Source organism: Mesorhizobium sp. P3_A8 (assembly GCF_056402995.1).
The window spans coordinates 747,308-760,783 of sequence record NZ_JBFUGI010000002.1 but is presented as its reverse complement, the minus strand read 5'-3'; the positions used below and the strand labels follow the sequence as shown (position 1 = coordinate 760,783).

At 62.5% G+C, this 13,476-nt stretch carries 12 protein-coding genes; 3 read left to right on the top strand and 9 right to left on the bottom strand.

The features are described from left to right. Positions 1-8 precede the first annotated feature (8 nt). The gene (locus tag AC1DX4_RS07835; RefSeq protein ID WP_477219753.1) at positions 9-1,049 is read left to right on the top strand and encodes a heme-dependent oxidative N-demethylase family protein; all 1,041 of its coding nucleotides are present in this window, start codon (positions 9-11) and stop codon (positions 1,047-1,049) included. A 169-nt stretch (positions 1,050-1,218) separates the two neighbouring features. On the opposite strand, the gene AC1DX4_RS07830 is transcribed toward AC1DX4_RS07835, so the two are convergent. Continuing rightward, on the bottom strand, positions 1,219-1,932 hold the full coding sequence (locus AC1DX4_RS07830; protein WP_477219752.1) for a helix-turn-helix domain-containing protein: 714 nt from the start codon (positions 1,930-1,932) through the stop codon (positions 1,219-1,221). Between the two features lie 262 nt (positions 1,933-2,194). Here AC1DX4_RS07830 and AC1DX4_RS07825 point away from each other — a divergent pair, with 262 nt between their 5' ends. Continuing rightward, a complete protein-coding gene (locus AC1DX4_RS07825) occupies positions 2,195-3,553 on the top strand; it encodes an NAD(P)-binding domain-containing protein (RefSeq protein ID WP_477219751.1) in 1,359 nt (452 codons plus the stop codon). Positions 3,554-3,559: 6 nt separating this feature from the next. Here AC1DX4_RS07825 and AC1DX4_RS07820 read toward each other — a convergent pair whose 3' ends face one another. From AC1DX4_RS07820 to AC1DX4_RS07785, 8 genes are all read right to left on the bottom strand, one after another. Next, complete coding sequence (locus tag AC1DX4_RS07820; RefSeq protein ID WP_477219750.1) at positions 3,560-4,360, bottom strand: hypothetical protein; 801 nt, start codon at positions 4,358-4,360, stop codon at positions 3,560-3,562. Positions 4,361-4,367: 7 nt separating this feature from the next. After that, the gene (locus AC1DX4_RS07815; protein ID WP_477219749.1) at positions 4,368-6,347 is read right to left on the bottom strand and encodes an ABC transporter permease; all 1,980 of its coding nucleotides are present in this window, start codon (positions 6,345-6,347) and stop codon (positions 4,368-4,370) included. Next, positions 6,344-7,417: a quaternary amine ABC transporter ATP-binding protein gene (locus AC1DX4_RS07810; RefSeq protein ID WP_477219748.1), complete on the bottom strand. Its 1,074-nt coding sequence runs from the start codon at positions 7,415-7,417 to the stop codon at positions 6,344-6,346. The genes AC1DX4_RS07815 and AC1DX4_RS07810 overlap by 4 nt, the downstream gene beginning before the upstream one ends. A 77-nt stretch (positions 7,418-7,494) precedes the next feature. Next, positions 7,495-8,469 (bottom strand): ABC transporter substrate-binding protein, encoded by a 975-nt coding sequence (locus AC1DX4_RS07805; RefSeq protein WP_477219747.1) that lies wholly within the window; start codon positions 8,467-8,469, stop codon positions 7,495-7,497. A gap of 26 nt (positions 8,470-8,495) precedes the next feature. Further along, positions 8,496-8,651, bottom strand: coding sequence for a hypothetical protein (locus tag AC1DX4_RS07800; RefSeq protein ID WP_477219746.1), 156 nt, complete (start codon positions 8,649-8,651; stop codon positions 8,496-8,498). Between the two features lie 237 nt (positions 8,652-8,888). Continuing rightward, positions 8,889-9,653: an SDR family oxidoreductase gene (locus AC1DX4_RS07795; RefSeq protein WP_477219745.1), complete on the bottom strand. Its 765-nt coding sequence runs from the start codon at positions 9,651-9,653 to the stop codon at positions 8,889-8,891. A gap of 91 nt (positions 9,654-9,744) precedes the next feature. After that, positions 9,745-10,542: a DUF427 domain-containing protein gene (locus tag AC1DX4_RS07790; protein WP_477219744.1), complete on the bottom strand. Its 798-nt coding sequence runs from the start codon at positions 10,540-10,542 to the stop codon at positions 9,745-9,747. A gap of 247 nt (positions 10,543-10,789) precedes the next feature. Continuing rightward, positions 10,790-12,445, bottom strand: a complete 1,656-nt coding sequence (locus tag AC1DX4_RS07785) for an ABC transporter substrate-binding protein (RefSeq protein ID WP_477219743.1) — start codon at positions 12,443-12,445, stop codon at positions 10,790-10,792. A 116-nt stretch (positions 12,446-12,561) separates the two neighbouring features. Between AC1DX4_RS07785 and AC1DX4_RS07780 the strand changes: the two genes are divergently transcribed. After that, positions 12,562-13,464 carry a LysR family transcriptional regulator gene (locus AC1DX4_RS07780; RefSeq protein ID WP_477219742.1) on the top strand — a complete coding sequence of 301 codons (903 nt, stop codon included), beginning with the start codon at positions 12,562-12,564 and terminating at the stop codon, positions 13,462-13,464. Positions 13,465-13,476 lie beyond the last annotated feature (12 nt).

The window sequence follows — 13,476 nt, the reverse complement described above, 5'->3', positions numbered from 1 at the left end:
AGGAAATCATGGGCATCACCTTTCGCAAGGAAACGTTCCGCGACGATTTCACCTTCAAGAACAGCCCGGAGCACATCAGGCGGTTTCCGTTCCCGTTCCACGAAGACGCCTACATGTACGCGGTCAACATCGAGCCGCATGTCGTCGGCCCCAAAGGTTCCGTCCTGGAGAACCTGATCGACGTCGACGAGCACTATGTCGCCGAGATGCAGGACCGCGCTTTGGTGCTGGCTGAGGATCCGCTGCGCTGCCAGTCGCTGCCGCATATGACGCTGGCCGGCTGGGATTTGCTGGAACTGCTGATGGAGCAGCAGGCGCTGGGTTATCCCGAACATTTCACTTTGACCCGCGACGGCGATCGCTGGCGCTGGATCAACCGGCCGCTCGGCATCGACGACACTTTCACCTTCGGCGACACCTCGACTTTGCCTTTCGGGCCGATGGAATACATCACCCGCCAGAGCCAGGGCGATTTCTGCATCCTCGACCAGCGCGACGGCAATCTGTGGATGGATGCCGGCATGGTCACCACCCAAGCCGACTGGTCGCTCGATTTCGACATCGGCATGAATTTTTTCGAATGGCACGCGCCGGTGCCGCTGGCGCATGAGAAGGGCATTTTCGTCAGGGCGCTAAAGTTCCTCACCAACATCCAGCAAGGCAAGCCGGCACGGCGCCTGAATTGGACGATGACCATCAATCCGCGCCTCGATACCAGCCCCGAAAATTACCACAAATGGGGACCGGATCGGGCGACGGTGACGCCGGAGAATGTCGGCGACAAGGTGCATCTGCGTGTCGAGTTGCAGAGCTTCTGGCGGCTGCCGCGCTCCAACGGCATCGTCTTCCCGATCCGCTGCTACTTGATCAAAATGGACGAACTGGTGACGCAGCCGAAATGGGCACGCCGCTTGCACCGCGTCATCCGCGACCTGCCCGACGAGTTGGCCAACTACAAGGGCCTGACCCGCTACCGGGCGACGCTGGTCGAGTGGCTGTCGAAGTTGGATGACGGGAGCGCTACATCGCCGGGGTTTGGGCCGGATTGAAAGGCCCCGTCATCGGCCCTTCGGGCCACCTTCTCCCCGAGAGGGGAGAAGAGACTTCGCGCGCCAGCGCTGACAACCTCCTCTCCCCTCGGGGAGAGGTCGGATTGCCCCGAATTGCTTTTCGCAATTCGGTCTCGGCAATCCGGGTGAGGGGGCTGCGGCGGTCCGACTAACCCGCGCTGTTCTGCGGATAGCAAATAATCGACAAATATCGCATCGGCAGTTTCGTCAGCTGCTCGGGTCCGTGCGGCGCGTCGGCGTCGAAGAAGAGGCTGTCGCCGGGCTTCATCGGATAGAGGTTGCTGCCGTGCCGGTAAACAACTTCGCCTTCCAGCATGTAGAGGAACTCCATGCCTTCGTGCTGGAAGGTCGGGAAGACGTCCGAATCCTCGGTCAACGTGATCAGATAGGGTTCGACGACGACACCGCTGGTGTTGGAGCCGATATGTCCCAGCAGATTGTACTGATGGCCGGCGCGCGTGCCGCGGCGCTCGACATCCAGCCCTTCGCCGGCCTTGACGAAGACAGCGCTGCGTTCCTCCTCGAAGCGGCGGAAGAAGGCTGTCACCGGAACGCCGAGCGCCCGCGACAGCGCCTGCAAGGTGGTCAGCGACGGCGAGGTGATGCCGTTCTCGATTTTCGACAGCATGCCGAGCGAAATGTCGGTGGCGACAGCGAGATCCGCGACGGTGATGCCGAGCTTCTTGCGAAACGCCCGCACCTCGCGGCCGATCGCCACCTCCAGCACTTTCTCGCGGGTGTCGCGGATGGCATGCGGGTTCTGCATCAGCGGCGCGCGGATGGTCTTGCCGTCCGCCGGGACCTTTGGCAACGGCTTTGGCTTGGCGCCGGCAAGCTCGGCCTTGGAACTGTCTTTCGCCATGTCGCCCCCCGGACGTCGCGGATTTATTTCACTCTAGGTGAACATTAGAGGTGGCGATACAGCAGCGCGGCGGTGTCGGCAAGCCGTCTTGTGTCGCACGGGCCGATCCCATGATTTCTGCCCGCGAAGGTTTTTCGCCAGGAATCCTGTCTGCGCAAACGCCGTTCCCTCAGATGTCTGTTGACAGCACCGAAGCGCCAATTAGTGTCACTGTCAGTGAAATTTGTTTCGCTGGGGAAATCAAAAAGAGGAGGCCCTGGAAATGAAAACTCGTGTTGCCGTCATCGGCGCCGGACCGTCCGGCCTGGCCCAGCTCAGGGCCTTCAAGTCGGCTGCCGACAAGGGCGCCGACATCCCTGAAATCGTCTGCTTCGAAAAGCAATCCGACTGGGGCGGCCTGTGGAACTACACCTGGCGCACCGGCCTCGACGAGCATGGCGATCCCGTGCACGGCTCGATGTATCGCTACCTCTGGTCGAACGGACCGAAGGAATGCCTGGAATTCGCCGACTACACTTTCGAGGAGCATTTCGGCCGCCCGATCGGCTCCTATCCGCCGCGCGCCGTGCTGTGGGATTACATCAAGGGCCGCGTCGAGAAGTCGGGCCTGCGCAAATGGGTGCGCTTCAACAGCCCGGTGCGCATGGTGACCTTTTCGGACGAGACGAAGAAATTCACCGTCACCGCGCATGACCGCAGCAATGACGTCACCTATTCCGAAGAGTTCGACAATGTCGTCGTCGCGTCCGGGCATTTTTCGGTGCCCAACGTGCCCTATTTCGAAGGCTTCTCGACCTTCAACGGCCGCATCCTGCACAGCCATGATTTCCGCGACGCGATGGAGTTCAAGGGCAAGGATATATTGATCATCGGCCGTTCCTATTCGGCCGAGGACATTGGCTCGCAATGCTACAAATACGGGGCTAAATCGATCACCTCCAGCTACCGCTCGAAGCCGATGGGCTTCAAATGGCCGGAGAATTGGAAAGAGGTGCCGCTGCTGCAGAAGGTTGTCGGCAAGACGGCCCATTTCAAGGACGGCACATCAAAGGATGTCGACGCCATCATCCTGTGCACCGGCTACCTGCATTCCTTCCCGTTCCTGACCGACGACCTCAAGCTCAAGACCGCCAACCGCATGTGGCCAGACAGCCTCTATGAGGGCGTCGTCTGGGAGAAGAATCCAAAACTGTCCTATATCGGCATGCAGGACCAGTTCTACACCTTCAACATGTTCGACGCGCAGGCCTGGTTCGCCCGCGACGTCATTATGGGCCGCATCAAGCTGCCCTCGGCCGAGGCGATGACCGAGCATGGCGCCAAATGGCGGGCGCGTGAGGAAACGCTGGAAGACGCCGAGCAGATGATCTGGTTCCAGGGCGATTACACCAAGGAATTGATGGACCAGACCGACTATCCCGGCTTCGATGTCGAGGCGGTCAACCAGACCTTCATGGAGTGGGAGCACCACAAGGGCGAAGACATTATGAGTTTTCGCGATCACGCCTACCGCTCGCTGATGACCGGCACTATGGCGCCGCTGCACCATACGCCGTGGCTGCAGGCGCTGGACGATTCCATGGAGAGCTATCTCGAAGTGAAGGGCGTCGCGGCGGAGTAGGCCGCTTCAATCCAAGGGATAGTCGGCAGGCGCATCCGTCTCGGTCACCTTAACGGAGAGGACGTCGCAATCGTTGGCCCAGTCCGGGCCATCGCCGCGCATCGCCATCATGTCGGCCATCAGCAGGAACTGCATGGTTCTGAGCGCCCAGTCGGTCGGCTCTTGCGGCCAGGAGAAGACGCCGGCGGCGTCGCCGCCGAACTTCACATCGTGGCAGACGAAACCGACCTCGACCTTCCAGGATCGCAGCGCCACGCCTGGCGGTGGATAGGGTGGATCCGGAAGCTCGAAGTAATTGGCGACCACGAGCTTCGTCGGCTCCGCCGGCTCGATGCTCTTGGCTTTAAGGGCGGCAATGGCGTCGTCGCGAAAACGCTCGAGCAGGCCGTCGCGCGCCAATTTGTAGGTCGATCGAAAGAAGCCGCCGGCCCAGACCGACTCGTCCTTGTCGTTGGAGATCAGCAGCGAGGCGCGGAATCGGCGTAGCCTTGGCGCCAAAACCTGCCAGTTGCACTCGACAGGGGTCGCCGGCGTCGCGATGAAATCGTCGAGAAGATCGCTGCCGCGCACATTGGCGTTCAGCACCGAGCAGTCTTCGCCGTAGATGTGCCAGAGTTGCCGAAGTTCCGCTGCCGCGATGCCGGGCTTGCGCAATTCCTCCACTGAGGCGCGAACCCGCGCGATGGCATAGGATGTTGCCGCATCCAGCGTCTCGAATCCGCGAACCATACGCTCGCCATCCGGTTCGCCGGTTTTGGCCATGTCGAAGACGAGAACGGTAAAGGGCGGCTCACCCGGCTCTGCCATTCGGCTTCTATCCCAGTCTTGCCCTGGCCTTCGCCGTCCAGGCGTTGAACAGCCGGTCGGCGACGATGCCGATGAAGGCGATGGCCAGGCCGGCGACGATGCCGCGGCCGGAATCGGCTTTGGACAATGCGATGAACACCTCCTGGCCGAGATCGCGCGTGCCGACCATGGCGCAGATGATGATCATCGCCAGCGCCATCAGGATCGTCTGGTTGACGCCGAGCATGATTTCGGGAAGCGCCAGCGGCAATTGCACGCGGAAGAAAGTCTGGCGCGGCGTGCAGCCCGACACCTTGGCCGCTTCGATCAGCGCCGGCGGCACCTGGCGGATGCCGTGATTGGTATAGCGGATCGCCGGCACCACGGCGAAGGCGACAGTGGCGATCATCGCGGTGACGTCGCCGACCCTGAACAGCATCACCACCGGGATGATGAAGCAGAAGGACGGCAGCACCTGCAGCGTGTCGATGATGGGCGTGACGATCTTCTCGAAGCGGTCGCTGCGCGCCGCCATCAGCCCGATCGGAATGCCGATCAGGCAGGCGATGAAGGCCGAGATACCGCAGAGATAGACAGTCGCCATGGTCTTTTCCCACAGGCCGGTGACAGCGCAGAAGGCGGTGAGCGCGGCGACCAGGACAGCGAGGCGCAGGCCCGAGAGCTGATAGCCGGCAAGGCCGAGCAGGAACACTGCGCCCAGCCACGGAAAGCCCTCACAGAAGGCACGCACCGGGTTGAGCACGTTGAGGATCAGCGCCACGCGGAACGCTTCGATCACATCGAAGAAGTTGATCGTCACCCAGTTCACCGCAGCCTTCCACAGCGGCGCGGTGGTGAAGGTGATCGCCTTCGGCACCGCCGCGAAAGCCGGCACGAACAGACCAAGCAGCGTTGTGACGGCAAGGATAGCGATGGCCAGCGTTAGATTGGGGTAGCGCCGCCACAGGTTCGAGCTCATGGCCTGATGGACGTGGCCCTTCGCCTGCTTGTGCGCGATGGCCTGGCTCAGCCGGTCGAGCGCGATCGCCAGCGCCACGATGGCGAGACCGGCTTCCATCGCCTCGCCAACCTTCAGCGCGCGCAGCGCCAGAAGCACGTCGTAGCCGAGGCCGCCGGCGCCGATCATCGAGGCGATGATCACCATGTTGAGCGCCAGCATGATGACCTGGTTGACGCCGACCATCAGCGTCGGCCGCGCCGAGGGCAACAGCACCCGCCACAGTTTCTGTCGCGCCGTGCAGCCGGCCATGTCGCTGAATTCGCCGATCTCCAGCGGCACGCGCGACAGGCCGAGCATCGTCGCCCGTACCATCGGCGGCGTGGCGAAGATGGCGGTGGCGATCATCGCCGAGACCGGGCTGTTGCCGAACAGCAGCAGCATCGGGATGAGATAGGCGAAGGTCGGGATCGTCTGCATCAGGTCAAGGGCAGGGGAGACAATCAGTCTTTCCGCCCACGGCTTGCGCCACGCCCAGATGCCGGCGAACAGGCCGGTGACGATGCAGAACGGCACGGCGATGGAGATCAGCGCCAGCGTCAGCATGGCGCTGGTCCATTGGCCGAACAGCGCGATGTAGAGGAAGCAGCCGCCGACCAGCAGGCTGAGTTTACGACCACCCACGGCATGGCCGGCGAGGAAGGCGACAGCGCAGACGCCGACCCAGGACAGGCGGGGCAGGACATAGGCGTCCGCGCCGTGGCCGATCTTGAAATTCTTGGCGAGCAGGTTGAGCGCGAAGTCGAGCGGCACGCCGAGCACCGCGGTGATCGAGCGCGTCAGCCATGACAGGTTCGACTTGATCCAACGCATCAGCGCGCTGACCCAGTCGGCGACCGGCACGACCGCTTCCGCTGGATAGTTGACTGCCCAGGGCACACTTTCCTGTAGTAGGAACACCACAAGCACGGCGGCAAGGGCGAGCACCCAGACAACAAGCCAGCGCTGAAGCGGCGGCCTCGCCTCGCTGGCGCTTGCGGTTACCGTCATGCGCCAGCTCTCTCGATGCCGGCCAGCAGGTCGATGACCGCTTGCGGCGTGACTTCGCCGATCGGCTTGCCGGTCCCGTTGACCACCGCGAACGGCTTGCCTGCGGAGACGATGCTGGCCGAGAAACTGGCGATCTTGGCATCGGGCGAAACCGTGCCGCCATGCTCGGCGCCGTCGCAGGCGCGCATCAGGCTGCGCGCCGAGATCACCTTGGCGCGGTCGACGTCGCGGGTGAATTCGGCGACATAGTCGGTCGCCGGATTGACCACCAGTTCCTCCGGGGTGCCGATCTGGATGACCTCGCCGTCCTTCATGATGGCGATGCGGTCTGCCAGCCGTATCGCCTCGTCGAAATCATGGGTGATGAAGACGATGGTCTTGTGCAGCATGGTCTGCAGCCGCATCAATTCGTCCTGCATCTCGCGGCGGATCAGCGGATCGAGTGCGGAGAACGGCTCGTCGAGGAACCAGATTTCCGGTTTTGTCGCGAGACTGCGGGCGATGCCGACGCGCTGCTGCTGGCCGCCGGACAATTCGCGTGGATAGAAATGCTCGCGGCCGCGCAGGCCGACAAGTTCGATGACTTCGCGCGCCCGCGCCTCGCGCGTTGCCCGGTCCTGCCCCTGGATGCTCAGCGGAAAGGCGATGTTGTCCAGCACATTGAGATGCGGCAAGAGTGCGAAATTCTGGAACACCATGCCCATGCGATGGCGCCTGAGTTCGATCAGTGCCGCATCGGAAATCTTCAACAGGTCCTTGCCTTCGAACTCGACCTTGCCGTGGCTCGGCTCGACCAGCCGCGACATGCAGCGCACCAGCGTCGACTTGCCGGAGCCGGACAGGCCCATGATGATGAAAATCTCGCCCTGGCGGATTTCGAGGTCGACGGCGCGCACCGCGCCGACCAGCCCGGCGGCAGTGACATCGGCCATGCTGGCTTTGCCGTCGCGCTCGCGGATGAAGTTGGCCGCGTTCGCCCCGAACAGCTTCCAGACATTGCGGCAGGCAAGCTTTACCGGGCGGTCGTCCGTGCCCGGTTGCATCGCCCCTTGTTCAGTCCCGTCCGCCATCCAATCGTCCTTCTGGAATATCAAGATTTGAGGCCCGGCCGATCAACGGCCGGGTCTCGCGTTTCCAGTCGGAACGATCACTGCGCCCAGGCTTTCCAGTCGGCTTCGTGGGCGGCGATCCAGGCGGCGGCGACATCTTCCGGCTTCTTGCCGTCAAGGTCGATCTCGCCGCTCATCTTGTTGAGCTCGTCGGTATCGATCGTGAAGGCCTTCGCCACCTTGTAGGCAACCGGCCATTTGTCCTTCATGCCGCTCCAGGAGTATTTCCAGATCTCGCCATGTGGCTTGCCGCAGTCGTATTTGGCGTCGGGATTCACGCCCCATTTTGGGTCGTTGTAGCACTCCGGCGTGTATTCGGGGAATTGCACCCATTCGCCCTTGTACTTGGCCGGCGCCCAATGCGGCGAATAGATCCACAGCATGATCGGCGCCTTGCGCTGATAGGCTGAGTCGAGTTCGGCGAACATCGCCGCATCGGTGCCGGCATGGATCACGGTGAAGGGCAGCTTCAGCGCCGCGACGCGCTCGTCGTCAAAACCTTCCCAGGTCACCGGTCCGCCGAGATAGCGCCCTTTCGGCGCCGTCTCCGCCGTCGAGAACGATGCGGCGCATGTCGGATCGAGCAGCGCATGCCAGTCGGGCAAGGTCGGGCATTTTTCCTTCATGTATTCAGGAAACCACCATTCTTCCTTGGCCTTCGGGCCGAGCTTGCCGAGCCGTTCGGTCTGGCCGGTCGCATCGGACGCCTTCATGGCTTCGCCGGCGGTGGTGTCCCAGAATTCCAGGCCGACATCGAGGTCGCCATTGGTCAGGCCGGTGGTCAGGCTGGAGAGGTAGTCGGCGGTCGGATATTCGACGGTATAGCCGAGCTTTTCCAGGATGCCGCCGAGGATCTTGGCGTTGAGGTTGACGCTGGTCCAGTCGAACAGCGCGATCTTAATCGGGTCGTTGGATTCCGGTGCGGCGGCTTGGGCGGAAGGCGTCAGCAGACTTAGTGTCGCGAGCGCGACGGCACTGATCGATAACTTCGAGATATAGCTGCGAAATGACATGCTTGTTCTCCTTCAAGCTGTGGCGGTTATTGCTCGTTCCCTTCTTGCGTCTTTTTCTCATTGTGTTGGAAAGGCTGGTCGTTGCGCAAGGCCGTTGCCGCCACGTCGCGGCTAAAGCCGGCGCAGGCGAAATGATGCTGAATTTCGGCGATGATGGAGTATGCCGGGAGGGTCAGCGTCATGACTGCCGATGCATCGCTGCGGGAGCGATCATCCGCGGATCAATTGCCAGTCTTGCGGCGCCCTGCAAGGTGCGAGCCATCAAGGTCCCATGATCTCGGCTGTTGGCCTGGCAAGCCCCATCTCGCCAAGCCGTTTCATAGGATGAAATTATATATACCAACGTTCATCTCGCGCAACGACTAACGCTTCGCGGATGCACAAATTCAGACTGCAGGCGAAGTCTGAGAGATGCGATCCTACCAGCAGACGTAGCCGCCATCGACGATCAGGTCGAGGCCGGTGACGAAGCTCGACGCGCGGCTGGCGAGGAACACTGTCGGCCCGACCATTTCCTCCGGCGCCGCCATGCGTCCCATCGGCGTGTCGCGCTTGAAGATCTTGATCTCTTCAGCCACCTCGGGCCGCTTGTTCATCGGCGTCAGCGTATAGCCCGGGCTGACGACATTGACGCGCAAGCCGCGATCGGCCCATTCCATGGCGAGGCTCTTCGACATGTGGATAACGGCGGCTTTCGAGGAATTGTAATGCGCCTGCGTCAGCCCGCGATTGACGATGGTGCCCGACATCGAGGCGATGTTGATGATCGAGCCCTTGCGACGCGCCAGCATCTTGCGGGCTTCAGCCTGGCAGGACAGGAACACGCCGGCAACGTTGACCTCGTGCACCTTCTGCCATGTCTCAAGCGACATCGTCTCGGCCGGCACTGAGCCGGCGATACCGGCATTGTTGACCGCAACGGTCAGCGCACCGAGCTCGGCCTCGACGCGATCGATCGCCGCCGCGAGATCGCTCTCGGATGTCACCGTGCCGTTAAGGACCAGTGCCTTGCGGCCAAGCGCCGTGATCCGGTGCGCGGTCTCGTCCAGCCCACCTTTCGACGCATGACCGAAACAGGCGACGTCGGCCCCTGCCTCCGCCAGTCCGATCGCGATTGCCTGGCCGATGCCGCTGCCGGCGCCGGTGACCAGCGCGACATCGCCGTCCAGCTTGAAAAGATCCATCGATAGCCCTCCCGAATTCAGGGGAGGGTATGCGCAGAGCCATGTTTCGATCAAGCGCTCAGCGCGCAAGCCGACAAGGGAGCGGCGATGCCTAGAAATAGCCGCTGGACGCGGCCGTGAATTCCTTCGGAATCTCGACGCCGTCGACCATGATCTTGTCGACCAGTTCGTGATGGAAGCAGACCATGCCCTTGATGCGTTCGGCCTCGTGCACCGGTTCGGGATAGTACCAGACGAGGTTCTCGTGCCGCTTCTTGGCCGTCGTCACGTGATAGTAGCTGGAGATGCCCTTGTAGGGGCAGCGCGAGATGTAGCGGCTGGGCGCGAACATATCGAGCCGCGTGTCGGCGATCGGCAGGTAGTGGCGCACCGGGTGGCCGGTCTCGAACAGGAACACGCCACGGCGTGAATCGGCGACCTGCTCGCCGTCGAGGATGACCTGGACGCGCCGCAACGACGGCAGGCAGTCGACCCGGCGGAACGGATCGCGGGCGTGGACGAAGATCTCTTCGTCTTCCTCATACCAGTGCGTCATCTTGGGCCAATAGAAGGACATGTAGTCCGACAGGTCAGGCGATCCCTTGACCGGATCGACATAGCGCCAGGCCGCGTCCTCGACCAGCGTGATGCCTGTGTTCAGCGAATAATGGGTGGCGACGCCCTTGAACGGGCTCTCGGTCGTCGTCGTAGAGGGCAGCAGGAATTCCTCGCGCACGTCGCTGATCGGGAAGTAGTAGACCGGCAGATGGTCGCTCTCGTAGAGCACCAGCGCCTTTGTCGTGTCGGCGACGATCATCGATCCCACCTGCACGCGCAGCCGCTTCTGCATTGGCATGGTGAAGGCGACATAGCCGGGCTCGAACTCGTACTGCACGATATTGTCGAGCAAGGGGAAATGCGGCCCGCGGCCGCGCAAATGAGGCTTGCGAATGGTAGTCTCCCGTTTCCTGTCTTTTGTCATCGAGCGTTGGCGCACAGCGAGATGAACCTGGATTGAATTGTGGTGCCGGAGAGGGTTTCCGGGCGGCGGGTTTCCCTTGCGTCGAGCAGCTCGAGTGATGGCCCCCCATCGCTCTTCACAGCCCTGCTAGCGAATAGCCTCACCGCCCGAAAAGCGGAATTGTCCAATCCAGCCTCTATCCCAGCGACACACGATCGAGCAGCAGACCGGCGGCGATCGGCGGCAGGCCGCTGACATTCTTGCGCACCGGCACCAGCAGGTCCGGGAAATAGCTGAAAATGACAGGCGTCTCGTCGAGCAGCAGCTTCTGGATGTCGGAAGCGGCCGCGCGCTGCGCACCGATGTCGAGTGCCTTGAGGTAGGAGGTGACCATGCCGTCATAGGCAGGGCTTTTGAAATGCGCCGCGTTCCACGGGCCATCGCTGACCAGCGGGCTTTTCAGGAAGACATTGGGCACGCTGCGATGCGCGTAGTCGGTGATCCCCAGCGGGCTGTCCAGCCAGTCCGACTGGCCGAACACCGCCTTGCCGTAATATTTGTCCTGGTCCTCGATGTTGAGCGAGATGCGGGCACCGATCTCCTTGGCGAAATTCTGGAACAGCTGCGCGTAACCCGGAATGTCGGAATAGCGCAGCGTCGTCAGCGTGATGTCGAAGCCGTTGGCGAGGCCGGCCGCCTCGAGAAGCTGCTTGGCCTTGGCGATATCCTGGACACGCTGCGGCACCGACGTGTCGGTGGCGGGGAAGGCCGGCGCGAACGGGCTGTCATTGCCGGTCGCCGCCATGCCGCGGCACAGGCCGTCGACCAGCTTGGAACGGTCGATGCTGAGCGCCAGTGCCTGGCGCACGCGCTTGTCGGTGAACGGGCCGGTGTCGCAACGCATGTGGAGCTGGCGGTGCGCGGTCGAGGCGACACGCAGCACTGTGATGTCGGGGCTGTTGAGCACCACCTGGCTGACATCGAGCGGCACGGCGTCGAGGATGTCGACCTCACCCGCCTGCAGCGCCAGGATGCGTGGCTGCACGTCGCCGTAGAATTTGAATTCGAGCCGGTCGGGCAGCGCCTTCTCGCCCCAATAATCGGGGTTGCGTACGAAGGTCGCGCCGACCTTCGGCGTGTAGCTCTCCAGCCGGAACGGGCCGGTGCCTTCAAAGGTCTTTTCGTAGTCGCCCTTGTAGGTCGCTGGCAGGATGACGGCGTTGTAATTGTCGATCGACACCGAATAGGGAAAGCTGCCGTTCGGCGCATCGAGATGGAAGGCGACGGTGTGGTCGTCGACCTTCTGCGTGCCGCCCTTCGACAGCAGGCCCTTGAACACCGAAAGCGCGTTCGAGGCGCCGTTCGGGTCGGCGAGGCGATCGAAGGTCGCGACGACGTCGTCAGCCTTGAAGTCCTCGCCATTGTGGAATTTCACGCCCTTGCGCAGCTTGAAGGTCCACACGCTGCCATCCGCGTTCGGCGCCCAGCTTTCCGCCAGTACCGGCTTCAGAGTGAGGTCCGGCTGGGTGATGCAGAGAAATTCGGCGGTCTGGAAAACCAGCTGGTAGCTGCCGCTGTCGTAGTAGGTGACGGGATCGATGGCGCCGCCGGGCGTGGCGACGCCGGCGCGCACCGTGCCACCCGGCTTGCCTTCGGCGCGGGCCTTCTGCGTGCCGAGGCCGGCAGCCGTTACAAGGCTGCCCAGGAACGCCAGGGAAAGGCCGAGAACGCTGCCATGGCGCAGGAAATCGCGGCGGTGGAGCCGGCCGGCCAGCAAGTCGTCGACAGCGGAATTTTCGATTGCCGTCAGTTTTTTGCGAGCGGCATCGATCGTCATGAAATGCTTTGGCATTGGCTGCATTCCTCGCTTGCCCCTGGGGGATCGGCCATTTAGGTCATTGTTGACCGCGACCGGAAAGCGATATTTTTTGATAGGGGTCATCGAAATTTTCGATGCAAGGTGTGAGCATGGATACCGAAAACCTGCGCAGTTTCCTGGAGGTTGCCGAACATGGCAGCTTCACCGTCGCGGCCAGCCGGCTCAATCTCGCCCAATCCACCGTCAGTGCGCGGATCAGGGGGCTGGAGGAGCAATTGGGGCGCCGGCTTTTCGTACGCGACCGCGACGGTGTCACGCTGACGCCAGCTGGCCGGCAGTTCCTGCCGCACGCCTCTTCCATCACCCGCACCTGGGAGCAATCGCGGCAGGATATTGCCGTTCCCGATGGCTATGAAACACTGCTGCGGCTGACCGCTCCAGCCTATCTCTGGGACCTGATCACCTCGCCATGGGTCGAGTGGATGCGCGCAAAACGGCCAAATGTGGCGCTAAGGCTCGAAGGCAGTTTCCCGGATCTGGCGATCGACCAGCTCGCCGAAGGCCTGCTCGATATCTGCATTCTCTATCTGCCACGCCCGCATCCCGGCATCGTCTATGAGACGCTGGCCGTCGATCAGGTCGTGCTGGTCCAGCATGCGGCGCAGACGAAGCCGTGGACTGAAAACTACATTCTGATGGACTGGGGGCTCGAATTCCGCATCGAGCATGACCGCGCCTTTGCCGGCATGGTCAAGCCGGCGATTTCCGCAGGGCTGGTCTTCATCGGCCTGCAACATGTGCTGTCGCAGCAGGCGGCGGCCTATCTGCCGCTCAGCGCCGTCAGCGGCCATATCGAGCGAGGTGAGATGCGGCGCATCGACAATGCGCCAATGTTCCAGCGGCCGATCTATCTCGCCTATCCCTCCAACCCCGTCTCATCGGATGTGCTCGACGTCGCGCTGACCGGCTTGCGCTCGCTGGCCAAGGGCTGGACAAGCGATCAGGGTTTTTCGGAAGGCGACCGTTCCCTGGGGATGGCCGGCCTGAAGTGAACCGGCCAGCGA

Bases quoted from the DNA above. Each gene is read 5' to 3' on its own strand.
- AC1DX4_RS07835 (WP_477219753.1), top strand. From the start codon at position 9: ATGGGCATCACCTTTCGCAAGGAAACGTTCCGCGACGATTTCACCTTC.
- AC1DX4_RS07815 (WP_477219749.1), bottom strand. From the start codon at position 6,347: ATGACGGTAACCGCAAGCGCCAGCGAGGCGAGGCCGCCGCTTCAGCGC.
- AC1DX4_RS07780 (WP_477219742.1), top strand. From the start codon at position 12,562: ATGGATACCGAAAACCTGCGCAGTTTCCTGGAGGTTGCCGAACATGGC.
- AC1DX4_RS07825 (WP_477219751.1), top strand. From the start codon at position 2,195: ATGAAAACTCGTGTTGCCGTCATCGGCGCCGGACCGTCCGGCCTGGCC.
- AC1DX4_RS07800 (WP_477219746.1), bottom strand. From the start codon at position 8,651: ATGACGCTGACCCTCCCGGCATACTCCATCATCGCCGAAATTCAGCAT.
- AC1DX4_RS07810 (WP_477219748.1), bottom strand. From the start codon at position 7,417: ATGGCGGACGGGACTGAACAAGGGGCGATGCAACCGGGCACGGACGAC.
- AC1DX4_RS07805 (WP_477219747.1), bottom strand. From the start codon at position 8,469: ATGTCATTTCGCAGCTATATCTCGAAGTTATCGATCAGTGCCGTCGCG.
- AC1DX4_RS07785 (WP_477219743.1), bottom strand. From the start codon at position 12,445: ATGCCAAAGCATTTCATGACGATCGATGCCGCTCGCAAAAAACTGACG.
- AC1DX4_RS07795 (WP_477219745.1), bottom strand. From the start codon at position 9,653: ATGGATCTTTTCAAGCTGGACGGCGATGTCGCGCTGGTCACCGGCGCC.
- AC1DX4_RS07820 (WP_477219750.1), bottom strand. From the start codon at position 4,360: ATGGCAGAGCCGGGTGAGCCGCCCTTTACCGTTCTCGTCTTCGACATG.
- AC1DX4_RS07830 (WP_477219752.1), bottom strand. From the start codon at position 1,932: ATGGCGAAAGACAGTTCCAAGGCCGAGCTTGCCGGCGCCAAGCCAAAG.